Genomic DNA, 26,008 nt, shown 5'->3' with positions numbered 1-26,008 from the left:
TTATAAAACAAAAAACTTTGCCCAAACGGACAAAGTTTATATAATTATATGATTTGTTTTTTAGAAAAGGAAGGTAACCACCAGATAAGTAATTCCTGCAACAATTGCAGAGATTGGAATGGTAAGAACCCAAGCCCAAAGTAAGCTTACAGTAATCCCCCATCTTACGGCAGAAATCCTTTTTGTAAGTCCTACCCCGATAATAGAACCTGTAATGGTATGTGTTGTAGATACAGGAATACCAAAGTGGTCTGTAATAAATAAAGTAATAGCACCTGCAGTTTCAGCACTTACTCCTTCTAATGAAGTTACCTTAGTAATCTTAGTACCCATTGTCTTGATGATCTTCCAGCCACCACTCATTGTTCCTAAACCAATTGCAAGGAACGAAACCAAAGGAACCCAAAGGTAATGCTGAGCAAAATAATCGAAACGCCCTGCAGCAGGAATGTTCAGATAGATTGGATCATGCAGCATTTCAACATGGTAGTAGATAAGAGCTGCACCAATGATACCCATAACTTTCTGTGCATCATTCAAACCGTGTCCTAAACTGAATAAAGCTGAAGAAGCCAACTGTAATCTTTTGAAAGACTGGTCTGCTTTGTGCGGGTTTGATCTTTTATAAAGGTGTACAATAATCAGTGTAATGATGATTGAGATAATCATCCCTATAATCGGTGCCATGAAAATGAACAGGAAAATAGGAATTACTTTATCAAACTTTACTACACTCTGATGGGTCACCTGGCTGAAAGCTTCTTTAATAGTACCCCACATTCCAAGATCCGGCTGTGCTGCTGCTACAGCATGATAATCCATCATAAAAGCATGCATAAGAGCTGCTCCCAGGAAACCTCCGATCAGCGTATGTGATGATGAAGAAGGGATTCCGAACCACCATGTAAGCAGGTTCCAGGCAATAGCTGCCACAAGACCGGAAAATATAACTTCAAGGGTGATAAAATTCTCGTTAACTGTTTTGGCAATTGTATTACCAATTTTGAATTCTCCAATAATATAAGCGGCAATAAAGAAGGCCGCAAAGTTCCAAAGTGCTGCCCAAAGTACAGCCTGGAATGGAGTTAAAACTTTTGTAGAAACAATAGTCGCAATTGAGTTGGCAGCATCATGGAAACCATTGATATAATCGAAGATCAGGGCCAACGCAATAATAACTACAAGTAAAATCGGAAATTCCATTTTTTGCTATGTATTAGGCGTATTTAATCATGATGTTCTCGATTGTATTGGCAACATCTTCTGCTTTGTCCGTTACAATTTCAAGGTAGTTCAATACAGATGAAACTTTAATAATGTTGATTGCATCATTGGTTTCAAATAATTCTACCATTGAATTGGAAAGCAAATCGTCAGCAATATTTTCAATAGAGTTCACCTTAATACAAGCTTCTTTTACCTGTTCCATGTTTTTGAACCCTTTAAGGTTTTTCATTGCATTCTGAATTTCAAGACATGCTTTATGGATCAATAAAGAGAAGTCTGAATAAGCCTTCATCTCAGGTGATTTGTATAGGAAAATATATTTTGTGGAAGCGTAGATATAATCAGCGATATCATCCAGTCCTGTTGCTAATGTGTGGATATCCTCACGGTCAAAAGGTGTAATGAAGTTTTTCCCTAATTCTACGAAAATTTCGTGAGTAAGTTCATCATTCTTGTGTTCAAAATCACTCATTTTCTTCAACATAGAATCGTCATTAAGATCGAAATCCTTGATTCCTGTGTTGAAATCTTCTGACATTGCAACTAGATTTTCAGTTACTTTTTCGAAAAGTACAAAGAAGATTTTATCTTTTGGTTGAAAAGCGTGGAAAATATTACCAATTCCCATTTTTTAGTATTTATAATTCGTGTGCAAATTTCTTAAAAAAGGATTGTACGTGAAACTATATGACATTAAGTTTTGTTAACATTCGCTTAACTACTGATTATCAAATAAAAAAACCGGCATTAATGCCGGTTTTGTATAGTAATTGATGAGATTAGTTTGCAACTTCAGCTCTCATATCTTTTCCTTTAAACTTCATAGATTGAATATTGCTCAAGACGTTGTCTTTAAACGATTTTTCAACTTCAAAGAAAGAGAATTTTTCTAAGATTTCGATATCTCCGATCTCAGCTCTTTTCTTGGATTTTCCATCACCAGTAGCTTTATTGATAATATCCAAAACATCAAGCTTCTTCAAGTGGTCTTTTTTCCCAAGATTAAAGAAGAATCTTACCATATTCTCATCTCTTCTTCTTGGCTTTCCACCACGATCTCTGTCTCTTCCGCGATCTCTGTCTCTGCTGTCTCTGTCACGTCCGCGGTCTCTGTCTCTATCACGTCCACGGTCTCTTCTTGAGTAATCATCATCTCTGCTGCTCAGTTTCTGCTCAACAAGATCGTGTTTGTCTTTGTAATATAAAGCAAGATCTTTCAATTGGAACTGTAACAACTGATGTACCAATTCTTCTTTTGTAAATTTGCTTAGATCCGGGATTAAACTATCATCAAATTCAAAAAGATCCTCGTGTTCCGTCAATAATTTTTCGAATACACCTCCTACCTGAGCTTTGATAATATCATCGCCTGTAGGAATGAATCTTTCGTTGATTTCAATTTTGGTTGCAGATTTGATCTGTTTCAGTTTTCTGCTTTCTTCAGGCTTAATCAAAGCCATAGAAATACCGTCTTTTCCAGCTCTACCTGTTCTTCCGCTTCTGTGAACGAATACTTCAGGGTCATCCGGTAAAGAGAAGTGAATAACGTGTGTAAGAGAGTTTACATCCAATCCTCTTGCTGCAACGTCTGTCGCTACAAGAATATCGATGTTTTTCAGTCTGAATTTCTTCATTACCGTATCTCTCTGCGCTTGAGAAAGATCACCATGAAGAGCATCAGCTGCGTATCCGTTCTGCATTAAGAAATCAGCAACCTCCTGAGTTTCCATTCTCGTTCTACAGAAGATAATGGAATACTGATTAGGGTTTGCATCGATCAATCTTTTCAACGCTTCTTTTTTCTGACGGTACCCTACTACATAGTATTCGTGTGTAATGTTCTTCTTCACTTCGTTGATAGAACCTACTGAAATACGGTGTGGTTTTGTAAGGTAATTTTTGGAAATTCTTTCCACTTCTTTATTCATCGTTGCAGAGAATAAGAAAGTTTGTTTAGTTTCCGGAGTTTCGCTTAGAATGGTTTCCAATTCGTCTTTGAATCCCATAGAAAGCATTTCATCGGCTTCATCTAATACCAACCAATGAATAGCAGAAAAGTCAAGTGCTTTTCTGTTAATAAGATCTATTACTCTTCCCGGAGTCCCCACAATGATCTGTGGTTTATCCTTCAAAGATCTCATTTGATCTACAATACTACTTCCACCATAAACTGCAGTAGTTTTGATGTCTTTCATGTACTTAGAGTAATTCTTTATGTCCTTCGAAATCTGAAGACATAATTCCCGTGTCGGACAAAGCACCAATAATTGGATTTTGCGACTCGTATCGTCAATCATATCCAAAATCGGAAGCGAAAACGCTGCTGTCTTGCCTGTCCCTGTTTGCGCAAGTGCGATCAAGTCGCGAATATCTGAAAGAATAAAAGGGATAGTCTGTTTTTGGATTTCTGTTGGGCTTTCGTAGCCCAGTTCGCCAATTGCCTTAAGGATATCAGGACTTAAATTGGTTTCCGTAAATAAATTCATTAACTATTTTAAAATTTTTGCAAAGATACAACAAATATTTGACTTGTTTTTGAATAAAGTTTTAAATATACAATCTTAAATTCAGAATCTTTTAATATTTCTTTAATTTTTTGAAAATAAAATTTAAAAAAACGAGCTTTAGGTTAAAAAGTTGTTAAACATTATTTTTTTTTATTAAATTGGATTGATTTTTTCTGTGATATTTATGAATTTTCAAAAATAAAACCATGGAACGCAAATTTTTCTTTTTGATATTCTTATGCATAGCCTTTGAAATATTTGCCCAAACACCCAATTATCCGTCCTCCTGGACACTGGAAAATTGTATTGAATACGCAAAAGAGAATAATATTTCGATTAATTCTCTAAGGCTTTCAAAAAATTCAGCACAACAAGACCTGCTTCAGGCAAAAGATGCGAAATACCCAAACTTAAGCGGAACAATTTCACAAGGTTTATTCGCTCTCAACGGAAGTGACGGACTTCATATGACAGGCGCACAATCTCAAAGTATCGGAGCCAGCTCTTCTATGACCCTGTACCATGCCGATTACATTAAAAACAATGAAGCCTCCAAAAATTTATTGGTACAAATGGCCAATCTCTCTGTACAGGAATCAGAAAATAACATTACCCTAAATATTACCCAGGCTTATCTGAATATTCTGATGAACCAGGAAAATATTATTTCCCTTGAAAATGTCCTGAAAACAACTCAGACCCAATTAAAACAAGGAGATCAGCTCTATAAAGCAGGAAGTCTTTCAAAATTAAACTATCTTCAGATTCAGTCACAGGTTGCTCAGGATCAGTATAATCTGACATCTGCACAAAATAATCTGCGGACCAATATGGTTAATTTAAAGCAAATCCTGCAGCTGCCATCAAATTATGATTTTCATATTGTCAAACCCGACAGTATTATCGTAGAGGATCAGCTAAATCCTTTAGAAGATGTTCAAAATCTGGCACAGAATCAACGTCCTGAAGTAAAATACAGTGAACTGAACGTAGAAAATTCCAACACGAATCTGAAAATGGCTAAAGCATCTATTCTGCCCACACTAAGCCTCGTAGGAAATATCTCTACCAACTACTCCAATGGCAATGGAAATTACTTTAACCAGCTTGGAAACAATTTTTATATGCCCATTGGATTAAGTTTGGGAATTCCGATTTACAACAACAGAATTTATAAAACACAGATTGAGAAGTCAAAAATTGCTATTGAACAGGCCAATCTTGATTTACAAAACACCAAAACGATTCTTAACCAACAGGTGGAACAATCATATATCAATCTTCAGAACGCCCTTTCGCAGTACGATTCTGCCTTCAAACAGATGGATATCAGTAAGCAAAGTTATGATATTGTGAATGCTCAGATGAAAATCGGAAGCATTGATTATGTACAGCTTCAGCAACAACGATTGCTTTATATACAGTCTGTTCAGAATTATCTTCAGGCCAAATATACAGCAGTTCTCAACAAACAGATCTACGAATTTTACGCAGGTAACCCTATAAATCTAAAGTAAGCTATGAAAACAAAGAATAAAAAATGGTTGTATTGGGTTGTGGGCGGCATCATAATTATAGGTGCAGCCTGGTTTTTCTTCATCAGAGAGAAAGAAATAAAGATTCAGCTGGAAACAGTAAAGCCTGAGATGGGAGAAATATCCAATTCCATAACCGCTACAGGAACTATTCAGCCTGTGGATACTGTGGCAGTAGGTACTCAGGTATCGGGAATCATTAAAAATATTTATGTTGACTTCAATTCTACAGTGAAAAAAGGACAACTGCTGGCTACTTTAGATCCGGATCTGCTTCAGTTTCAGTCACAGCAGATTAAAGCCAATCTACAAAACGCAAAAAGCAATCTTGCTTACAACGAAATCAACATCAACAGACAGTCACAGTTATATAAAGTAGGAGCTATCAGCAAGGCTGATTATGATAATGCCACCAATCAATACAATGCCGCTAAAGCACAGGTAGGCTCTGTAAATGCTCAGCTCTCCACAGCCAACAAAAACCTGTCTCTTACCAACATCTATTCCCCGATAGACGGAACTGTACTCAACAGGAATGTAAGTGAAGGGCAAACGGTTGCTTCAAGTTTTAGTACTCCTACTCTTTTCAGTATTGCTAAAGATCTTACTAAAATGAGGGTACGCGCTTCAGTGGATGAAGCTGATATTGGCAATGTAAAAGTGGGCCAAAAAGCAACATTCACAGTAGATGCTTTTCCCGATGAGACATTTGACGGCCAAGTTTCTGAAGTCCGCCTCCATCCAACCGTTTCATCCAATGTGGTCAATTATACAACCATCATTAACGCAGATAATTCAGGTTTAAAACTGAAGCCGGGAATGACGGCAAACATTACAATTTATACACAGGTTTTAGAGAATGTTATGAAAATTCCTGTAGCAGCAACCAGCTTCAGACCAGATAGCCTGGTTATCAAAAAATATAAAATAAATTCTCCATTCGCTAACGGTAAAAAACATGAAAAAGGCCAATGGAAAAAACAAAATAAAGGAACCGAAAAGAAAAATGAATCTGCAGTCTGGGTTATCGCGAAGGACAGCACCATTTCCCGTAAAAAGATAAAAACCGGAATGGATAATGACACCGAAATACAGGTTATTTCAGGATTAAATACAAGTGACAATATTATTACAGGTTATAAAGTACTTTCAAAAAAATCTTCCGGTGGACAGGCTAAAAGTCCGTTCATGCCTCAAAGAAGAGGTGGTGGAAACAACAGAAACAGTGGCGGTGGCGGCGGACCGAGATAACATAAATTTTTGAGCCGACCAAACCTAAATAAATTAATCAGCAACTAGCAACTAGCAACTAGCAACTAGCAACTAGCAACTAGCAACTAGCAAAACAAAAAAAGTCATGGCAGAAAAAATTCTGGAGATCATGGATCTGAAAAGAGAATTCAGAATGGGCGAAGAAGTTGTTCATGCACTGAAAGGTGTCACATTCACAGTAGAGAAAGGTGAATTTGTGACCATTATGGGAAGCAGCGGTTCCGGAAAATCAACTCTGCTTAATATCATAGGCTGCCTTGATAAACCATCAGGCGGAGATTATATTCTGGATGGTGTTAATATTAAAAATCTTGACCGTGACGAACTGGCGGTTCTCAGAAATCAAAAAATCGGTTTTGTGTTTCAGTCTTATAACCTTCTTCCAAGAACCACCGCAAAGGAAAATGTAGAACTTCCACTTCTTTATAACTCAAAAATATCTACAGAAGAACGCCACAAAAGAGCCATAGAAGCTTTAACTGCGGTAAAACTTGAAAGCAGGATTGATCATCTTCCCAATCAGATGTCCGGAGGGCAGCAGCAAAGAGTTGCCATTGCCAGAGCTTTAGTGAACGAACCTGTAATGATTCTTGCAGATGAAGCCACCGGAAACCTAGACACCAGAACGTCTTATGAAATTATGGCCCTCATGCAGGATCTTCACCATCAGGGACGAACCATCGTTTTTGTAACTCATGAGCCTGATATTGCCACTTTCAGCAGCAGAACGGTAACCCTACGGGATGGAAAAGTAATTAAAGATGTAAAGAACGATAATATCAAATCTGCCAGAGAAGCCCTTGAAAATCTTCCGGTAAATGATGATTATAAATAGTTTTAAACTAAAAACTCATTGCAATGAACGTCTCTAACCTCTTCAGGATAGCCTGGAAAGCCCTTTTACGGAATAAACTTCGTGCATTTTTAACCATGCTTGGTATCATTATCGGTGTGGCTTCGGTAATTGCAATGACCGCCATTGGAGAAGGTTCAAAAAAAAGTATCAGCGATCAGCTTTCTTCAATGGGATCCAATATGATTACCATAAGACCGTCCAGCAATGTGAATGTTTCCGGAGGAGCTAGAATAGGAGCTTCGGGGTTACAGACTCTGAGACCTCAGGATGCAGATGCAATTTCAAAGGGCGCTCCTGATGTTTCTTATGTTTCTCCTGCTGTACAGACCAACGGACAGTCTATCAACGGCCCTAACAACTGGCCTACCCAGCTGCAGGGCGTAAATGAAGAATATTTTAATATCAGAGACTGGAGCATTGCAAGTGGCAATCTTTTTACCAGAAAAGACGTCACATCTTCTAATAAGGTCTGTCTTTTAGGCCAGACGGTTTATAACAGTTTATTTCCCAACGGTGAAGATCCTGTAGGAGCTGTTATCAGATTCAATAAAGTTCCCATGAAAGTTATCGGAATTCTTGCTCCCAAAGGTTCTAATGCTTTCGGACAGGATCAGGATGATGTCATTATTGCACCGTTCAATACTGTTCAGAGAAGATTTTTGGGAATCACTTATGTTCAGACGATTTACGCCGCCTCTTCAAATGAGAATACTTCACAACAAGCTACGGATCAGGTATCGGAGATTTTAAGAAAACAGCATAAACTGCCTGCTGATGGAAGCAATGATGACTTCAGTGTGAGAACTCAGGCTGAGCTTATTTCTACCATGAGTTCTACCAGCCAGCTTTTAACCGTACTTTTATCAGCCATTGCCGGCATTTCTCTTATTGTAGGAGGAATTGGCATCATGAATATCATGTATGTATCTGTGACGGAACGCACCAAAGAAATCGGGTTGAGAATGTCTATCGGTGCAAGAGGAAAGGATATTCTGTACCAGTTTTTGATTGAAGCTGTGTTAATCAGTATCACCGGTGGAATTCTTGGGGTACTTTTAGGCATTCTGTCTTCGGAACTGGTTACTTTTTTCCTCTCATGGCCTACTTTTATTACGGAATCTTCCATTATTGTATCTTTTATTGTGTGTGCTGTGACCGGAGTATTTTTTGGGTATTATCCTGCCCTGAAAGCTTCAAAACTTGATCCCATTGAAGCATTGAGATATGAATAGTTTTTGTACATTTGAGTTGTGAGAACGGGTTGCGAAGTTTCGGGATTCGGGGTTGAGAAGCCTTTATAAATCTCACTTAACAACTAAAAAACACCTAACACAATATGTCTGCAAGCATTTCTTCCAAAACATTTGATTTTTTAAACAAATTAAATAAAAACAATAACCGTGAATGGTTTAATGAAAATAAAAATCTGTACACAGAATCTCAGCAAAATGTTGTTTCATTTCTTGATGAACTAATTAAAGAGATGTCTGGTTTTGATGAAGAACTTGCTAAGATCGACAGTAAAAAAGCCTTGTTCAGAATTTACAGAGACACAAGGTTTTCAAAAGACAAATCACCTTATAAAACGAATTTCGGAGCTTCTCTGGGAATGGGAAAAGGCAACCAGAAAGGAGGCTACTATCTTCACATGGAACCCGGAAAATCCTTTTTAGCCGGAGGTATTTATATGCCTGAATCTTCAGTTCTGAAAGAAGTACGTAAAGAAATATCGTTGTATGGTGATGATTTCCTTAAAATCCTCAATAATAAAGATTTTAAAAAGCACTTCCCGGAACTTGACCAGGACGACAAACTAAAAAAAATTCCTCAAGGTTTCGAGAAAGAGGATCCTATGGGAGAATATCTGAAACTTAAAAATTTCATTGTAGTATATTCATTAAAAGATGAGGAAGTACTGGATAAAAATGCAGTGAAAAATATGAATAAAATTTTCAAACTGATGAAACCGTTCAATGATTTCCTGAACACTCCTTTTCTTTAATTTATTCTGAAATACTAATCTTTTTCACAGATAATTGATAATACACTTTCTATCCGAACTTTTTAGAATTTATAAAGGTTAAGGGATAGGGATGTCTCTGTGAAAAATTTAAAATTCATTAAAAAACAACTGGTTATAAAAGCAGAAACAAAAGATAATTACTGAAAATCAACTTATTATATTTAACATTTTTTAAGAAAAGTTTTACATTTTTGCTTATCTTTGCTGTTCGTCAAAAAGCTTACGATGTCTTTATACCAAAAAATCGCAGAAAAACTACAATATATAACTCCGAATTTCTACAAAAAAAGATATTTTAAAACGTTAAATAATCTTAATAAAAATAATTTTTCGGAACGCAATGTAGAACCGGAACTGGTATGGATCAAAGAATACCTTCCTAAAAATGCTGTCATATTGGACATTGGTGCGAATGTAGGAACTTTTCTATACCAATTGGAAAACACATTGAACCATGATAACATTTATGGTTTTGAACCTAATAAAAAGCTTTACCGACGATTAAAAAGGCTGTTTCCGGCCATGCATGTCTTTCCTCTGGCCCTTTCTGACGAAAACATAATGGCCGAGTTCAAAGTACCAATTATTAACGGAAAAACAATTGCTTCCCGTGGTACTTTAAACACATCTTACAAGGAAAAAGGGGAAGAAAAAAGTTATACGGAAAAAGTAAAAGTGATCAAACTGGATGAATGGGCTGCATTGGAACATTTTAAAAGGCTTGATTTTATCAAAATAGACGTTGAAGGAAACGAAATAAAAACCCTTTCCGGAGCAAGAGAAACCATCAGACAGTTCATGCCGACATTAATGGTTGAGATGGAACAAAGACACCACCAGACCCCTATATGGAATGAAATTTCTGAAGTAATGAGCTGGGGATATAAAGCGAAATATCTGAACAGAAACAGTTTTACCCTGGAAAATCTTACAGAGGATATCATAACACAAAATACAAACGACGAAAAAAATAAAACTCAGTACATCAACAATATTATTTTTATACCTAAAAACATTTAAAACGACTTTATGAGTGTAGTAGCGAGACAAGGCTTCAAATATTCCATTATCGGTTATATTGGGTTTTTGCTGGGCACAGTTTCCGCAATATTCATATTTCCGAATGATTTTGAATTTTACGGAAAGCTGCGCTACATCCTTCCCACTGCAGAAATGCTGGTTCCTTTTGTAGTCCTGGGAATTTCCTATTCAAACGTGAAATTTTTTCACAGGGTAGAAAAAGACGGTAAAAAACAAAACATGCTGTCATTGTCGTTGCTCGCTGTTTTTATCAACTTTCTTATTTTCACAGTTGTATTTTTTATACTTCCCTATTTTTATCCAAAATTCAGGCACTCGGAAGCATGGAAGATGAAAGAGATGATTCTTCCGCTGATTTTAATTCTTTCGTTTTGTGCTATTTTCAATAAATACACTTCCAATTATAAAAGAATTGTGGTTTCTAATATTTTCGACAATCTGTTTCCGAAAATAGCAAACCTGGGAGCTTTCTGCCTCTTTTTCTTTGCTTTATCACAGAATATCACTGCGTCAGCATCGCAGAAAGTTGCTTTTGCATTCTTTTTTGGAATATTCTTTTTAATGTTGTTGGGATATATCTATTACACCAACAAACTGGAGAAAATCAAATTAGATTTTAATACGGATTATTTTAAGAAAAATAATTTCTGGAAAGAATTCTTCAATTATAGTTTCTTCGGGTTTCTGGGAACTTTTGGAAATTATCTAGCCATCAACAGCTTTATGATTGGGGAATTTATGGGGATGGAAGAAGTAGGAATCTATTCTGTTTTGTATGCCCTGATCTCATTAATCTCAATTCCACAGCTTGGATTATTTAATATTTCTGCTCCTATCATCAACAAGACTCTGGCAGACGGAGACATGGAAGAGCTGGACAGATTTCACAAGAAAACATCTTTAACGTTATATTTCCTTGGCGCTGTTTTATTCTCCTGCATCATGGTTGGATTTCCGTATCTGACCCAATTTATGCCCAAGAATGGAACAATGCTTAGAGAATATGAACCTGTAGTATGGATCTGGGGATCTGCCGTTTTGATAGATCTGGCAACAGGATTCAACGGAAATATTATTTCTCTTTCAAAATATTACAGATTCAATATTCTGGTGATGCTTTTACTGGCAGGACTGACTATTGGGCTTAACTATTATTTCATTAAAAACACACAACTGAAACTGATCGGAATTGCTTTATCTACGGCTATTTCTCTTACTATTTACAATGTGGTGAAAATCATTTTCAATTATATCGTATTTAAAGTTTCACCTTTGAGTATTGAAATGATTTTTGTTTCCATTATCTGTACACTGGCTATTACCGTGGCTATTGTTCTTCCCAATTTCAACAGCAATCTTATCAATCTTGTTTATAAGCCCGCCGTTGTTCTGATATTGATCTATATCGGAAATTACTTCACCAAAGTATTCCCCATTGAAGACTACCTGAATATGAAGTTTATCAAAAGCGTATTTAAGATTAAATAGATTCTTTAATCGAAAACAGAAAGAAAGCGAAAGTATTTACTTTAATTGAAGTATTTTAATTTATAATCAGACTGTTGAGGAACAGTTCCAGTTTCTTCTGCACTACTTCTTTACTGTAAGTTTTATAAAAGTCAAATGGAGTTTCTGATAAAGCCTTTAACTGATCAAGAATATTTTCTTTTTCCGGAATGATGAATTCAAGTTTTGAAGGATAATTCCCAGGGAAAACAGCCAATTTTCCGTAAGCTACAGCATCACCGAGGTTTCCAGTCATTTTAGTCATTCCATAGGTTTCTTTCATGCTGAAAAACTCTGTTTCCTGCTGAATAGGACACCACAGAACATCTGCTTTCTGCATCCATTTTTCAAAATCTTCAGAAGAAACTCTTTCAGAGAAATAAGTAATAGTGATATTTTCAGGTAGTTTTTGAGACAGTTGTTCAAGCTGTTTTAATTCATGATCCTTTGCTTTTCCAAGGAACACAAACTCACAACGTTTATCTGACTTCAGATCCTGAATTGTTTTAAAAATATAAGCATAATCTCTTCTCTTCTGAGAAACTCCTCCCGGAATAACCACAGTCAGATTATCATTTTTAATTTTAACAAAATCTCTTGTATAAAATAAGGGTAAAAACTGATGTCTATCTGAAATTAAAGCCTCATCAAGTACTAAAAGCGATTGCGAAGTCTGGTAAACTTTAGTATTATAAAACAGTCCTTCTTTAAGCCACAATTTCAGTCTGAAAATAATATCTCCTTTGAAAACACTTTTTATCAGGTTCAGTCTTGAAGCTTTTGTAAAGTTCAGATTATGGGTAATGATTGCCGTATTGTACTTTTTTGTTATTGCTAAAAATGTATTAAAATAACGATGTACCGTCCCTATGACAACCAAATCATATCCTTTTCCTTTTAACTGATCCAGGATCATAGAGCTGTCTGACAAGAACACAGCCTCATTGTTGTCATTGATCTGATCTTTAATTCTTTTTGAAAAATAATAGTCTACAGCAAAATTCTGAGACCCTTCCATGATATCCATGAAAGCCTGTGCAATCTCTGCGTGGGTGTCTATTTCTATGTAAGCTATTTTTTTCACGGATTAACGGAAAGTTAAGTTTTGGCTAAAGCCAATGAATTTTTATTTTTTATTAATTAAACGGACCCCTTCGTCTACGCTCAGGACAATGGCCCATCCCTATTAAATTTGCCAATAATTATAGATGAAGTCTTTTACATCTTCAACCATTTCTTCTTCAGCATTCTCCAACGCTGATCATTAACAGCTTTTTGCTCTTCTTTTGTAATTTTAAGCTCCATTTTTTTTGATCTACAGTTTTCATAGGAATTGATAATATCAAAGAAAAATGATGGAGACTTACTTTTCATCGCTTCTTTTGAGGAGGCAATATAAGCCAGAAATCTATTCAGACCTAAGAAATAAAAGTATCTGCCATAATAATCTGCCGGCCGTATTGTATAGTCAGCACCTTTTACTTTAATCAACTTTACATGGAGTTCCGGAAGAACTACTTCCTTCCATCCCAGATTTTCCAATAGTATGGAATCTATATTATCCCAGCCCAATGTTTCTCTTAAACCACCAATCTGCATAAAACATTCTTTACGGTAAGCCTTCATAGGGCCTCTTACGTGGTGTTTATTAGAGTTTCCTTCATAGATCCAGTTTCCGTCTTTTTCTATGTATAAAAGTCCGCCTACAAGTCCGTATTCCGGATTGTTTGCAAAAGCTGTTTCTACAACTGCCAGATAGTTTTCCGGAAGGATGATATCGGCATCAAACTTACAGATGATATCAAATTCATCCATAGATTGAGTCCTGAGCCCATTTTTAAAAGCATGAACAACCTTAGATCCGGGCTGATGTCCAGATTTCTGAAGATTGATTGTTTCAAAACGGGAATCAGTCTTTGTATATTTCCTGATGATTTCAGGGGTTCTATCTACAGAACCGTCATTCACTACCACTACTTTAAAATCTTTGCTGCTTTGTTGCTGTAAAGAGTCAAACGTAAAGGAAAGATTGTCTTCTTCGTTATGGGCAGGAATTATAATTAAAAACCTCACGGAAATTATGGTGATTAATGATGAATGATCAATGATAAGAGACTTTTTAAGATATCAATTGTCATTGATCATTCATCGTTTATAGAATTTATTTGTTATGCGGTTTCAGCATATTTTTCGGATCAAGAATTTCGTCCAGTTTCTCCTGAGAAAGAATTCCCTTTTCAAGAACAAGGTTGTAAACACTTTTTCCGGTTTCCAATGCTTCTTTGGCAATTTGTGTAGACTGCTTGTATCCGATATAAGGGTTCAAAGCTGTTACAATACCGATGCTGTGCTTCACCATGTTCAGGCAAATTTCTTTATTGGCAGTAATTCCAACCACACATTTCTCACGAAGAGTATCTAAAGCATTGCAAAGGAAGTTGATATTTTCCATGATCGCATGAGAAAGTACCGGTTCCATTACGTTAAGCTGTAGCTGTCCTGCTTCTGCCGCAAAAGTTACGGTAAGGTCATTCCCGAATACTTTAAAACAAACCTGGTTTACCACTTCCGGAATTACCGGATTTACTTTGCCCGGCATAATAGAAGATCCGGGTTGCATTGGCGGAAGGTTGATTTCAAAAAGCCCAGCTCTTGGACCTGATGAAAGTAATCTTAAATCGTTGCAGATTTTTGATAATTTCACAGCAAGACGCTTTGTTGCTGAAGAATAGATTACATAAGATCCCGTATCTGGTGTTGCTTCCACTAAATCTGGTGCTGAGACAATCGGGTATCCTGTAATCTGAGCTAAGTTTTTAGCACAAAGTGTAGCATAACCCACCGGAGCGTTTAATCCTGTACCGATAGCTGTTGCCCCCATGTTCACTTCTACAAAAAGATTGGCATTGTTATTCAGCTTAGAAATATCTTCTTCTAATGTAGCTGCATAGGCTTCAAATTCTTGTCCCAAAGTCATTGGAACGGCATCCTGAAGCTGTGTACGTCCCATTTTGATAACATCATGAAACTCCTGTCCTTTTGCACGGAATGCAGCAATAATTTTTTCAAGTTTTTCTACCAGTCCGATATTCATCTGCAGCAATCCCATTTTGATGGCTGTAGGATAAGCATCATTGGTTGACTGGGAAAGGTTGATATGATCATTAGGTGAACAGAATTCATATTCTCCCTTATTTTTTCCTAATTTCTCCAATACAATATTGGCAATCACTTCATTGGCATTCATGTTGATGGAGGTTCCAGCCCCACCCTGAATCATATCTACCGGAAACTGGTCATGATATTTCCCTTCTACAATTTCATCACACGCTTCTGCTATTTTAAAATATAGGTTTTCGTCCAGAAGTCCTAATTCATAATTGGTTTTTGCTGCCGCTTTTTTTACAAAAGCCAACCCTTTTATGAAGTCCGGATATGAAGACAAAAGCTGTCCTGAAATTTTAAAATTGTTGATAGCTCTTTGTGTCTGAACCCCATAATAAGCATCTAAAGGCACATTCAGTTCGCCTAATAGATCGCTTTCTTTCCTGAAATTTTCCATTACAGATATTTTACTGTTTTTGATCGTTTAAAGATAGCAAAAACGCATCTAACCGATGCGCTTTAATTTGAATTATTTTACTGGATATTTTTGGTTTAAAGCTTGCAGTATTGCCCATGTTTCGGCATCCATAATTCCGTCATAATTTTGCGGACGGAAGTGGTACTGGAATGCTTCAATTGTTTTCTTGGTAGCATCATCCCATGTTCCGCTAGACTCCAATCCGTATCCAAATTTCTGTAATGAAGTCTGAATAAGGAAAATAAAGCTGGCTTCATTATATCTTGTGGTAATATCTGCCTGAGCGGCCTCAAGATAAGTTTGCTTGGCTGCTTCATCATACCACATCCCAATCTGGTATTCATCATACAGTTTTTTCCATGGGAACATAGGTCCCGGATCCTGTTTTCTTGTAGGAGCAATATCTGAATGGGCAAGTACATAAGTAGGCTGAATCTGATATCTTGCCACAATATCTTTCACCAATGCTGCTACTTTTTTCACCTGATCATCACTAAAAGGAGCAAATGTTCTTTTCCCTGCTGCATCTGTAGTATAGCCGGCATTCACAATTTCAATACCGATAGAAGTATCATTAAGATTTTTGTCATTTCTCCATGCGCTTACTCCTGCATGGTATGCTCTTTTATTTTCATCTACCAACTGATAGATTTCGTTATCGCCTGTATTGTTTACCAGATAGTGGGCACTCACCGCTTGCTGAGTAAGAACGGTAATTGACTTATCGTCCGGAAGTGCTGTATAATGTAATATTAAATAACGTTGTCTGAAGTTTTGGGCTACTGCGGGAAAATAAGTCTTTACAACTTTATATCCTCCTGGTTTTGCAGATACAATAGAGCCATAACTTGCCGTGTTATCATTTTTTGTTGGGTCTGCTATATTAGTAGTAAAAAAGTCCACTCCACGATCGGATACTACTTTTGGTTTCGGAGCAACCGGAGGTGTTGTCTGAACCGTCGGTTTCGCCTGTGTTATCGGGGTTTTCGGTTTGTAAGTATTTTTTTTCACATTTTGCTGAGAAGTACATGAAAAAACAAATGTGCTTAATCCGATGATATATAATGTCTTACGCATCAGTTTGGTTTTTGGATGATTTATTACTTCAAAAATACACAAAATTTTCTTGAATTTTATTTGGTAAATAAAGAAATCTGTTCTATATTTGCACTCGCAATAACGGAACAACGATCATTAAAAAATCAACAAAAAGGAGGGTTGCCGGAGTGGTTAACGGAGCAGTTTGCTAAACTGTCGACGCGAAAGTGTCGCAAGGGTTCGAATCCCTTACCCTCCGCTCTTCTTATATATTCGGGGCGTAGCGTAGTCCGGTCATCGCGCCTGGTTTGGGACCAGGAGGTCGCAGGTTCGAATCCTGCCGCCCCGACTGTTTTAGTAGTTTTCTCAAAACTACTTAATGGGTGCGTAGCTCAGCTGGATAGAGCATCTGCCTTCTAAGCAGACGGTCAAAGGTTCGAATCCTTTCGCGCTCACTTAAAGACTCACTATTTTTTAGTGAGTCTTTTTTGTTTTTATAACAAATTCATGTAAAAATCAGCAAGGATAGAGCATCCCGATTTGTAAATCGGGACGGTAATATTTTCAATCCTTTCGCGCTCACTTAAAGACTCACTATTTTTTAGTGAGTCTTTTTTGTTTCTAGATGTTTCGTAGAAATTATCTTCACTATTTATTTTATACAGAAATCATTAAATTTCCTCTGTCTAATCCCTGATAAGCTGCTTAATTTCATCCTGATATTTCTTATTTCGCTTTCTGATCTTCATAACAAAATAGAAAAAGATACTTAGTATAAAAAGCCCGATAATAATCAGCCCTGCAATAAAATAATTATATCGGGTTATTAGCTTGTTACTTTTCTTTTGAGTTTCCATATTGTGAACATCAATAGCGTGATTGATGGAGCTTAATTCGCTCTGCTCCCTTTTAAATTTCGTTTCCAAGTATTTTCTGCTGTAGACCTGATAAAGATTGGGATTCCCCATCGCCAGATAATTATCCGCCATTTCTTTATAAATGCCTTCATTAAGGGACAGATCGTCCGCTTCTTTACCTAAATTTTCAGCTTTTATCAGCAGTTCCAATGCTTTCTGATTCTGGTGTTTTTGTTTGTTCATCTCTGCCAACCCTTTTAAAGCAAACGCTTCAAGACTTTTAGCTTTAATCAATTCTGCCAGATTCATAGATTTCATGAACGATGTTCCGGCATTGTCCGGTTGATTAAGATCGAGATAACAATGACCAATATTGTAATAGATGATACTCTGGTTAAAGTATGTTTTCTCTTTTTCTTGTATTTTTTCAAAATTTCTGATGGCAATCAAAAATTCCTGAAGAGCAATTTCCGGGTTCGACTGGCTTTTATAGATCATTCCCCGCAGGGCAAAGCTTCTGGCTGTTTCAAAATTTTTCAGATAGGAATCTTCAGGTAGTTTCGCCAAATATTCATCAGCCTCATCCAGTGTTTCAAGACTTTTACTGAAAAGTTCCATCTGCTGGTACTGCATCGCAGCTGCAATCAAAAAACTCGTATGAATTTTAGGGTCGTTTGTTTTCTGCAGCAACTCCCTTGCTTTTAAAATATATTGCAGAGATTCATCAAAGTTTCTTTTGGCAATTCCAGCAGTGGACAAAATCAGATAAATCTTAATGGATTTATCAAGATTATTTTCTTTTTGAAGCAGTTTCTTTCCAATGCTAATGGCATAATCCGGATTATTATAAATCTCCTGGTTGGCAATCTTCATCAAGGAATCATCAGAAATTTTCTGCCCGAAAAGAGGTGCCTGAAAAAACAGAACACACAGCAAAATAATATGGAAAAAGAATTTCATCAGTTTTTATTTTTTATAATTTCCTGAATGTAAGTATTGGGAGACATACCTGTGATAGATTTAAACACATTTGTAAATGCACCATGCGATGAAAATCCTGCATATTCTGCCAGATAACTTACTTTATAATTCAGATAGGCTGGATCTGTTTTCAGAAGACGCGCAATGTGATCAATCCTAAGTTCATTAATATAGCCGTTAAAGTTCTTGCCTTTGTTATTATTGATCACTTCCGACAAATATTTTGTATTAATACCTGTCTGAGCAGAAAGAATAGCCAGTGACAGGTTTTTATTCAGATAACTGTCGGATTTTTCCCAGTCTTTAAGCTTTTCCAGAATTTCTACTTCTTTTTCTTTTGAAATTTTGGAGGGATCCTTTTCCTGATTTTTATTTTCCTTTGCCACCTCTTCTTCTTTCGGCACTTCAATCACAATACCTGAAGATTCTTCTTTTATTTTCAGTTTTTCAAAAAAATCAAGCTGTTTTTTGAGATGTCTGCTTCTTGATGATTCACTCAGAAAATAAGCAATCATTCCCGCCATAAGAATTAAAATAATAATCCCAGCAGTCTTAAGCTGTTTCTCTTTATTCTGCTCCTGGAATTCAAGGTTTTTATGATGATATGTTTCCAGTAGTTTTACAACATACTGTATCCCTTCTTTTTTATTGGAATCCAGTTTTGCTTTTAAATCTGTGTATAAATTATTGTAATAATAGTATTTTCCATCATTATTGAGGGCCAGATAGCTACGGGCAAACAATTCATAAAATATGATTTTCAGATCATTATAAGGAAGGTTTTCAATTTCTGAAAACCCTATTTCAAGTTGTTTTACAGCGCCATTATAATCTGCTTTGAGAAAGTAATATCGGGACATACTTTCATAGGCAAATGCGGAGATAAAAGCATTATTCCCATGTTTTTCAACATCCTGAATAACATTATCAAGTAATTTCTTGGATTCTTCCAGCTTATTCTGCCGCATCAGAAAAGTAGACCGGAATATAATATTTTCCCATTTGATAATCCTATTCTCTTCATTGTTATTATTAAGGTAAGAATTACTCTTATCAATATTCAGTAAAGCGGAATTATAATTTCTAGTAATTCCCGCATTTATCGCCTGAAGCTGAAACAGCTTGGCAAGCACCATACGCTCTTTGGGATTATTGCTCTGTAAGAGTTTCGGGTCTTTTAAAATACCTGCAATGATTTCTTTCGACTGCCCATATAATCCTAAGTTCTGATACTGATCTGCCAGATTATAATCATCAAACAACTGGATAAAATGGGAAAGGTTTCCTTTTATATCATCATCATCTTTCTGATTGGAAATACTTACTGACTGTACATAATTTCCCTGCAAAGCATACGCCTGTGAAATAATATTTCGGAGAATGACTTTATGCTCTATATTTTTATCACTAATCAGAAGGCTCTGTGAATAGCTGATACATTCTTCCGGATTCTGATATAATTTCTGAAATGCTTTATCAGTTAAAATACTAAAATCCGGAGCTGCCTGCCCGTTTAGAAAAACCGGGCACCACAAAATGAAAAACAATATTGCTATATTACTTTTCAGTATTTTTTTTAACATGAGGATCATTTTCCCACTGTTTTTAACTGAAATTTCTATTATTACTCCTTTTAAATCACTTGTGTACAACAACCTGACTTACAGTGTTTTAATTTTTAAATCCTTGTAAAATCAGCGAATTATGCAAGCACATTCCTTGATGGGGGGCAAATATAACGCTAATATTGTTCAAACCTTTAAGTTGATTGAAAATATTAGAATTATTCTCAAATTTCAATGAAATCATCACACTTATCAACCATTAATTTTATAAAAAATTAAAGAAAACATCACTATCATCTAAGATATGATTTTTTTTTAAACAAATCAATACTCTACATCCATTGATGTAGAAAAGAAATAAAAAACGTACTGCAAAACAATTAATTCTACCGCTCATTATTAAGGAAAAATCTGACAATAAAGCCGGTAATCAAACTTAAAAAAGAAAAAAAAATGAGAAAAAACTACTTATTATGGATGATTTTCTTCCTGTCAGTTTACCAACTCAATGCGCAGACTTATTGTGTTCCTACAGCCGGCACTTCCAGTCAGGCCTATTATTTAAAAAATGCCGTTTTTTCGGATCAGGGAGCTTTATATTATACAGCTACTGCATATCAGGCTTATGTAGATAATTCTTCCAGCCAGATTGTAACTTCTTATCCGGGAGGAACAATGAACGTTCACCTTGATTTTGTAGGATCTGCAAAGTCTTATGTCTGGATCGACTGGAATAATGATGGAGATTTTGATGATTTTTATGAAAACGCACTGAGCCCTTCCAACTATTCAGTGGTTGATGACCTGATTTTCATTCCTCCTTCTCAGGCAGTAGGAATTTATAGAATCAGGGTACAAAGCGGAACATCATTTCCCAATCCGGTAAACCCATGTGGTCCTAACAATTATGGTAATTTTGTTGATTTTAGTTTGAAGGTTGAAGCTTCACCAAGCTGTTTTGTTCCAACCACTCTTACTTCTTCCAATATTACCAACAATTCTGCAGTTATTTCCTGGAGTGCCCCAGCTACAGCACCGGGAAGCTACGAATATTATTATACTTCTTCCACCACTGTTCCGGATGCCTCTACTCTGGCATCAGGTTCCAGTAATACAACCTCAGCACCTGTCAGCGGACTTTTGCCTTTTACTACTTACTATTATTATATAAGATCAGTCTGTAATACATCCAGTAAAAGCGCATGGTCTTTAAGGGGGATATTAAAAACCAAATGTGATGCTAAGACTTCGATGTTTGAAGACTTTGAAAATGCAGTAACCGGGCCTAATAATGCTGACTGCTGGGACAGAATTATTTTGGGATCAGGATATCAGAATATTGCTTCCGGTAGTGGTGTGAATAGTAGCAAAGCTATGTACCAAAGTGCTAATGGTGCAGCAAATGCGACCATCGCTGTACTTCCAACGTTCAGTAATGTAAATGCAGGAACCCATTGGCTAAGATTTAAAGCCAAAGTGAGCAGTACTGCCGGTATATTAGATATTGGTTATGTTACCAATGATAGTGATGCTTCTTCATTTGTCAATATTCAGTCTGTGAATATAAGTAATACAGTTTATGATGGATACGAATACAGTGTTGTAGTTCCTAATACAGTCCCTGCCAATGCAAGACTTGCCATAAGACACGGAGGAGTACCATCAGTGAATATCTATTGGGATAATGTTTACTGGGAACCTAAGCCTACCTGTTTTGTTCCAACAAACGTTGTTTTATCAAATGCTACCAGTGCAACAGCAAATATTACATGGACAGCTCCAACTCCTGCACCTGCAATGGGATATGACATCTATTATAGTACAAACAATACTCCTCCTGTTTCAACAACAGCTCCAACAATCACCGGAGTAACAGCAAATCCTTATACAATACAGGGATTAAATTCAGCTACAACATATTATGTTTGGGTGAGATCAAGATGTAGTGCCTCTGATCAGAGTGCATGGAGTAATATTGCCTCTGTTCTGACTCTTTGCGCACCTGTTACTACCTTATCGGAGAATTTTGATACTTATGCTACAGGATTGTTAACTAACGCTCCATGTTGGGGAAGAATAATAACAGGAAATGCAAGTGTAAATATTAATGGAAGTGGCGCTCTTTCTGGAACGAGACATATTTTACAGCGCAGTATCTCTGCGGGAGATGTATCAATTGCTGTATTACCTGAACTTTCCAATATCAACGCAGGTACTCACTCTCTGAAGCTGAATGCTTATTGTAGTGTGAATACAGGAAAATTAGAAGTTGGATATGTGACTAACCCGACTGATGCTTCTACTTTTATATTAATTCAGCAATTGAACATTACCAATACCTCTTATACTCCGGCTACAGGAACAAGTGAATACACTGTTGCCATTCCAAATACTGTTCCTGCAGGAGCAAGACTTGCTATCCGTGATACGTATGCACTCTCAGGAAATGCACAATATTACTGGGATAATATTTCATGGGCCCCTACCCAAACTATGAATGTGCATGACAACGCAGTAAGATCAGAACCAAGCATATATCCTAACCCTTTCACTGATCTGATTACGATCACAAACAGCAAAAATATACAATCAGTAATGATTTATGATGCTTCAGGTAAGTTCATCACTGATATCAGAAATTTTGATCATACAATGTCATTAAAAGAGTTGGCATCAGGAGTCTATTTAGTAAAAATGGTAATGAAAGATGGTACTTCCAAGACCATAAAAGCCATAAAGAAATAAATGTTGTCTCTGTCATTAAAAGCGGTGGGTATTTATCCATCGCTTTTATGGCAGTTATCCCCCTTAAACTTATCCAATGAAAGACTTTTACTTTGTTTATAAGCCTAATTCCAATGGAACAAAGCACAGAATTCTATTCCTCAGGAAGCTTCTGCTTACAATATTCCTTTTATTTTTAGCTACCAATACCCTTTTCTCACAGAGAGACACGGAGCATTGGTTTGCCCCTATGATGTCCAGACTTAATGATTCTAATAAGCAGGCTTTATTTTTATCTACAGATTCTATGACTCCCTTTCCTGTTACAATTTATAACAATAATACCGTCATAGGAACTGTAACTATCAGTAAAGGTAATCCTCAATCTTTTGATATTCCTATGGACAATATGATTACAGGAGTACAATCAGAGGTCTTTAAGATAACTGGGCGAGGCCTGTATGTAAAAGGAGAAAAACCTTTTTTCTGTACTTTCAGGTTTTCCACAAAAAATCATGGTGAAATACTTACATCCAAAGGAAAAGCTGGTATTGGAAACAAGTTTTATGTTGCTTATGGGCCTATTGCAGTTTCTTCTTCCAATAATAATTTTACCTGTGGAGTACTGGCTACTGAAGATAATACCGTAGTAACAGTGTCCAATTATAGTTCTTCCGTTCAGTTTTCTAATGGGACGAATGGTGTCAATACCCCTTCAATGTCTTTTACTTTAAATAAAGGGCAATCATATATTATAGAAGGCTCAGGAAACCAAACAGGAAACCAAGCTGGTTTTATAGGTGCTAAAATTGAATCTAATAAACCTATAAGTGTCACAAATGGAAACTTCAATGGTCAGATTATTAATTCTAATAATGGTGGCGATATTTTAATGGACCAGTCAATTCCGGTAGAGCGTTTGGGTGATGAGTTTGTTCTTGTTAAAGGAATGGCTCCAATTGCTGCCAATGTAGAGGGTGCTATAGTAACGGCAACGGAGAATAACACACAAGTATATCTTAATGATGATGTAACCCCTGCAGCCACACTTAATGAAGGACAATTCTACCGTATTAACTCTACTTCCTATAATAATCAGAACAGCACCGGACATTACAATATGCGAATCCGGACCACCAAAAAGGTATATGTCTATCAACTTATGGCCGGAACCTCAACTTCCTTTGTTGAGATTACGATTGGAGCGAATTATATACCTCCTCTCAGTTGTTTTCTTCCTAAGAAAATAGATGAAATAGGGATGATCAACATATTACCTTATTATACAACTATCACTCCCGCTGTCAAACTCAATATTATAACAGAATCTGGGGCAACGGTAACAGTTAATGGAACACCATTAACACCTGCCCAAGGACCATTTCCTGTAACCGGAAATACAAACTGGGCATCATATTCTGTATCTAATGTCACTGGAAATATTACCGTTCAGTCCACTAAAGCAGTTACTGCAGGAATTGCCGCCGGTGAAGGGAATGTTGGTTATGGTGGTTATTTTGCGGGTTTCTCTTCAATACCTGTTATTGCCAAGAAAAACGGAACCTGTATCCCAGGGATGACCCTTGAAGTGGACGACAGTTATTCTTCATATCAATGGAATCTGAATGGAACAGCCATTCCGGGAGCGAATAGCAATACCTATACTCCTACCCAACCGGGAAATTATACGGTTACCGTATCTGTAGGAGGAAGCTGCCCACCTGCCACAACTCCCATATATAAAGCATTTTCCTGTCTGGTAAATACAACAAAAGCATTAACGGTTTGCTCAACAGGAACTCCTTTAACTATAACACCAGCTTTTAGCAGTTCTTCTCAAACACCGGTTCCGGGTACTGTACAAATCACCAGCCCTCCAGCCAATGGAATACTCAGTGTAAACCCAACAACGGGGGTACTTACTTATACAGCCAACACAGGAGCCACAGTGGATACATTCACTTATAAATTCTGTGGTAATGCCCCTGAGTTCATAGATTGTGAACAAGTAAAGGTAAATATTACAGTACAATCCGTAAATGTTGTCAATACTTCAATTAAAGCCTGCAGTAATAATGGAATAGGAGTTTTTGATCTTACTACTGCCAATGTAGGCGGACCATCAGGAAGTACTAAAAAGTATTATCCTACCTTAGCAGATCTTACAGCCGGGGCTAATGAAATTACACCAGCCAATGCTTATGCATCTGCCGTTCCTAAAGATATTTATGTAAAGGTTTCAACTCCTGAAGGATGTTCTGCCAACGCAAAGATCAGTCTTCTGTTTAATCCTTCTCCACAGGTTCGGAATGTGTCTTTAACGTCTTGTTATATAGATTCAATGCCGGATAAAGGAAGTTTTAATCTTACCCAGGCATTGGTTACCAATGATACAGGTATTACAAAAGAATATTATAAAACAATGCAGGATGCCATATCCGGGATCAATGTTATTCAAAATCCTAACACTTACATTTCCGGCAGTGGAACAGTATATATTAAAGTAATTAATGCGACAGGTTGTTACACTATTTCAACAGTAACTCTTACCGTTACTCTGCCTCATCCTTCTCCTTTGCTTAAAGATCAGTTTATCTGCTTTAATTCTACAACGACACTTGATGCCGGAGCTGGGTATCAGTCATATGAATGGAGTACCGGAGCTACAACTCCATCTATTTCCAATGCAGGAGTAGGAAATTACTGGGTTATTTTAGAACATGATCACTGTTTTACCAAGCAGAACATTAGTATAAAAGCAGCACCCAATCCTGTTATCAAGGCTATAGATATAGAAAATAATAAGGCTACTCTTACCGTAATTGGCGGACAGCCTCCTTATCTGTATTCTCTTGATGGTGTCAACTGGCAAGATTCTAATATCTTCATCAACCTTCCCAACGGACAGAATAAGTTTTATGTAAAAGATTCTTATAACTGTGAACCCATAAAAGTAGAATTAACAGTCATCAATCTTATCAATGCTATTACTCCCAATGGAGACAACATTAATGACAAGATTTCCTATGCTGATTTTGCTTATAAAAAAGACCTCTCTTTTATGGTATATGACAGATACGGAAATAATGTTTTTACAGGGACACACTTTAACAATTACACATGGGACGGCATGTTCAGCAATAAAAAACTATTCACCGGAACTTACTGGTATGTAATTACCTGGAAAGAAACGGCTCTGCAGGACGCCAGTATTAAATACACCGGATGGATCTTATTGAAAAATAAAGATTAAACCAAAGACTCTACAACAGCCATCAAGTACAATTTAATTT

18 protein-coding genes and 3 tRNA genes are annotated in these 26,008 nt (G+C 36.7%); 12 read left to right on the top strand and 9 right to left on the bottom strand.

The annotated features are described in order from the left end of the window. Positions 1 to 60: 60 nt before the first annotated feature. From FW780_RS21285 to FW780_RS21275, 3 genes are all read right to left on the bottom strand, one after another. Entirely contained in the window at positions 61 to 1,203 is a 1,143-nt protein-coding gene (locus tag FW780_RS21285; protein WP_149835599.1) for an inorganic phosphate transporter, read from the bottom strand. A 13-nt stretch (positions 1,204 to 1,216) separates the two neighbouring features. Next, a complete protein-coding gene (locus FW780_RS21280; protein ID WP_042723220.1) occupies positions 1,217 to 1,855 on the bottom strand; it encodes a DUF47 domain-containing protein in 639 nt (212 codons plus the stop codon). A gap of 151 nt (positions 1,856 to 2,006) precedes the next feature. Further along, positions 2,007 to 3,713 (bottom strand): DEAD/DEAH box helicase, encoded by a 1,707-nt coding sequence (locus tag FW780_RS21275; protein ID WP_149835598.1) that lies wholly within the window; start codon positions 3,711 to 3,713, stop codon positions 2,007 to 2,009. A gap of 227 nt (positions 3,714 to 3,940) precedes the next feature. On the opposite strand from FW780_RS21275, the gene FW780_RS21270 reads away from it, so the two are divergent. From FW780_RS21270 to FW780_RS21240, 7 genes are all read left to right on the top strand, one after another. Next, positions 3,941 to 5,251 carry a TolC family protein gene (locus tag FW780_RS21270; RefSeq protein WP_149835597.1) on the top strand — a complete coding sequence of 437 codons (1,311 nt, stop codon included), beginning with the start codon at positions 3,941 to 3,943 and terminating at the stop codon, positions 5,249 to 5,251. Between the two features lie 3 nt (positions 5,252 to 5,254). Continuing rightward, complete coding sequence (locus FW780_RS21265; protein ID WP_149835596.1) at positions 5,255 to 6,520, top strand: efflux RND transporter periplasmic adaptor subunit; 1,266 nt, start codon at positions 5,255 to 5,257, stop codon at positions 6,518 to 6,520. A gap of 106 nt (positions 6,521 to 6,626) precedes the next feature. Further along, complete coding sequence (locus FW780_RS21260) at positions 6,627 to 7,376, top strand: ABC transporter ATP-binding protein (RefSeq protein ID WP_149835595.1); 750 nt, start codon at positions 6,627 to 6,629, stop codon at positions 7,374 to 7,376. Between the two features lie 23 nt (positions 7,377 to 7,399). Next, entirely contained in the window at positions 7,400 to 8,629 is a 1,230-nt protein-coding gene (locus FW780_RS21255; RefSeq protein WP_149835594.1) for an ABC transporter permease, read from the top strand. A gap of 104 nt (positions 8,630 to 8,733) precedes the next feature. Continuing rightward, complete coding sequence (locus FW780_RS21250) at positions 8,734 to 9,399, top strand: DUF2461 domain-containing protein (protein WP_149835593.1); 666 nt, start codon at positions 8,734 to 8,736, stop codon at positions 9,397 to 9,399. A 246-nt stretch (positions 9,400 to 9,645) separates the two neighbouring features. After that, positions 9,646 to 10,440, top strand: a complete 795-nt coding sequence (locus FW780_RS21245; RefSeq protein ID WP_149835592.1) for an FkbM family methyltransferase — start codon at positions 9,646 to 9,648, stop codon at positions 10,438 to 10,440. Positions 10,441 to 10,449: 9 nt separating this feature from the next. Further along, positions 10,450 to 11,949 carry a lipopolysaccharide biosynthesis protein gene (locus tag FW780_RS21240; RefSeq protein WP_149835591.1) on the top strand — a complete coding sequence of 500 codons (1,500 nt, stop codon included), beginning with the start codon at positions 10,450 to 10,452 and terminating at the stop codon, positions 11,947 to 11,949. Between the two features lie 55 nt (positions 11,950 to 12,004). Here the strand turns inward: FW780_RS21240 and FW780_RS21235 are convergent, their stop codons facing one another. The 4 genes from FW780_RS21235 to FW780_RS21220 form a co-directional block, all read right to left on the bottom strand. Further along, positions 12,005 to 13,051 carry a hypothetical protein gene (locus FW780_RS21235; RefSeq protein WP_149835590.1) on the bottom strand — a complete coding sequence of 349 codons (1,047 nt, stop codon included), beginning with the start codon at positions 13,049 to 13,051 and terminating at the stop codon, positions 12,005 to 12,007. Between the two features lie 134 nt (positions 13,052 to 13,185). Beyond that, positions 13,186 to 14,040: a glycosyltransferase gene (locus tag FW780_RS21230; protein WP_149835589.1), complete on the bottom strand. Its 855-nt coding sequence runs from the start codon at positions 14,038 to 14,040 to the stop codon at positions 13,186 to 13,188. An 88-nt stretch (positions 14,041 to 14,128) separates the two neighbouring features. Continuing rightward, positions 14,129 to 15,529, bottom strand: a complete 1,401-nt coding sequence (gene aspA, locus FW780_RS21225) for an aspartate ammonia-lyase (RefSeq protein WP_149835588.1) — start codon at positions 15,527 to 15,529, stop codon at positions 14,129 to 14,131. A gap of 72 nt (positions 15,530 to 15,601) precedes the next feature. Further along, complete coding sequence (locus FW780_RS21220) at positions 15,602 to 16,627, bottom strand: N-acetylmuramoyl-L-alanine amidase (RefSeq protein WP_149835587.1); 1,026 nt, start codon at positions 16,625 to 16,627, stop codon at positions 15,602 to 15,604. Between the two features lie 135 nt (positions 16,628 to 16,762). Here FW780_RS21220 and FW780_RS21215 point away from each other — a divergent pair. The 3 genes from FW780_RS21215 (at position 16,763) to FW780_RS21205 (ending at position 17,043) form a co-directional block, all read left to right on the top strand. Continuing rightward, positions 16,763 to 16,847 (top strand) — tRNA-Ser (locus tag FW780_RS21215). Between the two features lie 15 nt (positions 16,848 to 16,862). After that, positions 16,863 to 16,937 (top strand) — tRNA-Pro (locus FW780_RS21210). Positions 16,938 to 16,969: 32 nt separating this feature from the next. Beyond that, positions 16,970 to 17,043 (top strand) — tRNA-Arg (locus tag FW780_RS21205). A gap of 231 nt (positions 17,044 to 17,274) precedes the next feature. Here FW780_RS21205 and FW780_RS21200 read toward each other — a convergent pair. Further along, the gene (locus tag FW780_RS21200) at positions 17,275 to 18,405 is read right to left on the bottom strand and encodes a tetratricopeptide repeat protein (RefSeq protein WP_149835586.1); all 1,131 of its coding nucleotides are present in this window, start codon (positions 18,403 to 18,405) and stop codon (positions 17,275 to 17,277) included. Further along, complete coding sequence (locus tag FW780_RS21195) at positions 18,405 to 20,009, bottom strand: helix-turn-helix domain-containing protein (RefSeq protein ID WP_241676965.1); 1,605 nt, start codon at positions 20,007 to 20,009, stop codon at positions 18,405 to 18,407. The genes FW780_RS21200 and FW780_RS21195 overlap by 1 nt, the downstream gene beginning before the upstream one ends. A 435-nt stretch (positions 20,010 to 20,444) precedes the next feature. On the opposite strand from FW780_RS21195, the gene FW780_RS21190 reads away from it, so the two are divergent. Further along, complete coding sequence (locus tag FW780_RS21190) at positions 20,445 to 22,736, top strand: fibronectin type III domain-containing protein (RefSeq protein ID WP_149835584.1); 2,292 nt, start codon at positions 20,445 to 20,447, stop codon at positions 22,734 to 22,736. Between the two features lie 76 nt (positions 22,737 to 22,812). Further along, the gene (locus tag FW780_RS21185) at positions 22,813 to 25,968 is read left to right on the top strand and encodes a T9SS type B sorting domain-containing protein (RefSeq protein WP_241676964.1); all 3,156 of its coding nucleotides are present in this window, start codon (positions 22,813 to 22,815) and stop codon (positions 25,966 to 25,968) included. Positions 25,969 to 26,008: the final 40 nt, after the last annotated feature.

The organism is Chryseobacterium sediminis, assembly GCF_008386505.1.
In the GTDB taxonomy this organism is placed as follows: Bacteria; Bacteroidota; Bacteroidia; order Flavobacteriales; family Weeksellaceae; genus Chryseobacterium; species Chryseobacterium sediminis.
Note: the sequence above shows the minus strand (reverse complement) of the source record. Positions and strands in the feature narration are given on the sequence as shown.

Bases quoted from the DNA above. Each gene is read 5' to 3' on its own strand.
- FW780_RS21285 (WP_149835599.1), bottom strand. From the start codon at position 1,203: ATGGAATTTCCGATTTTACTTGTAGTTATTATTGCGTTGGCCCTGATC.
- FW780_RS21280 (WP_042723220.1), bottom strand. From the start codon at position 1,855: ATGGGAATTGGTAATATTTTCCACGCTTTTCAACCAAAAGATAAAATC.
- FW780_RS21275 (WP_149835598.1), bottom strand. From the start codon at position 3,713: ATGAATTTATTTACGGAAACCAATTTAAGTCCTGATATCCTTAAGGCA.
- FW780_RS21270 (WP_149835597.1), top strand. From the start codon at position 3,941: ATGGAACGCAAATTTTTCTTTTTGATATTCTTATGCATAGCCTTTGAA.
- FW780_RS21265 (WP_149835596.1), top strand. From the start codon at position 5,255: ATGAAAACAAAGAATAAAAAATGGTTGTATTGGGTTGTGGGCGGCATC.
- FW780_RS21260 (WP_149835595.1), top strand. From the start codon at position 6,627: ATGGCAGAAAAAATTCTGGAGATCATGGATCTGAAAAGAGAATTCAGA.
- FW780_RS21255 (WP_149835594.1), top strand. From the start codon at position 7,400: ATGAACGTCTCTAACCTCTTCAGGATAGCCTGGAAAGCCCTTTTACGG.
- FW780_RS21250 (WP_149835593.1), top strand. From the start codon at position 8,734: ATGTCTGCAAGCATTTCTTCCAAAACATTTGATTTTTTAAACAAATTA.
- FW780_RS21245 (WP_149835592.1), top strand. From the start codon at position 9,646: ATGTCTTTATACCAAAAAATCGCAGAAAAACTACAATATATAACTCCG.
- FW780_RS21240 (WP_149835591.1), top strand. From the start codon at position 10,450: ATGAGTGTAGTAGCGAGACAAGGCTTCAAATATTCCATTATCGGTTAT.
- aspA (WP_149835588.1), bottom strand. From the start codon at position 15,529: ATGGAAAATTTCAGGAAAGAAAGCGATCTATTAGGCGAACTGAATGTG.
- FW780_RS21220 (WP_149835587.1), bottom strand. From the start codon at position 16,627: ATGCGTAAGACATTATATATCATCGGATTAAGCACATTTGTTTTTTCA.
- FW780_RS21200 (WP_149835586.1), bottom strand. From the start codon at position 18,405: ATGAAATTCTTTTTCCATATTATTTTGCTGTGTGTTCTGTTTTTTCAG.
- FW780_RS21195 (WP_241676965.1), bottom strand. From the start codon at position 20,009: ATGTTAAAAAAAATACTGAAAAGTAATATAGCAATATTGTTTTTCATT.
- FW780_RS21190 (WP_149835584.1), top strand. From the start codon at position 20,445: ATGAGAAAAAACTACTTATTATGGATGATTTTCTTCCTGTCAGTTTAC.
- FW780_RS21185 (WP_241676964.1), top strand. From the start codon at position 22,813: ATGAAAGACTTTTACTTTGTTTATAAGCCTAATTCCAATGGAACAAAG.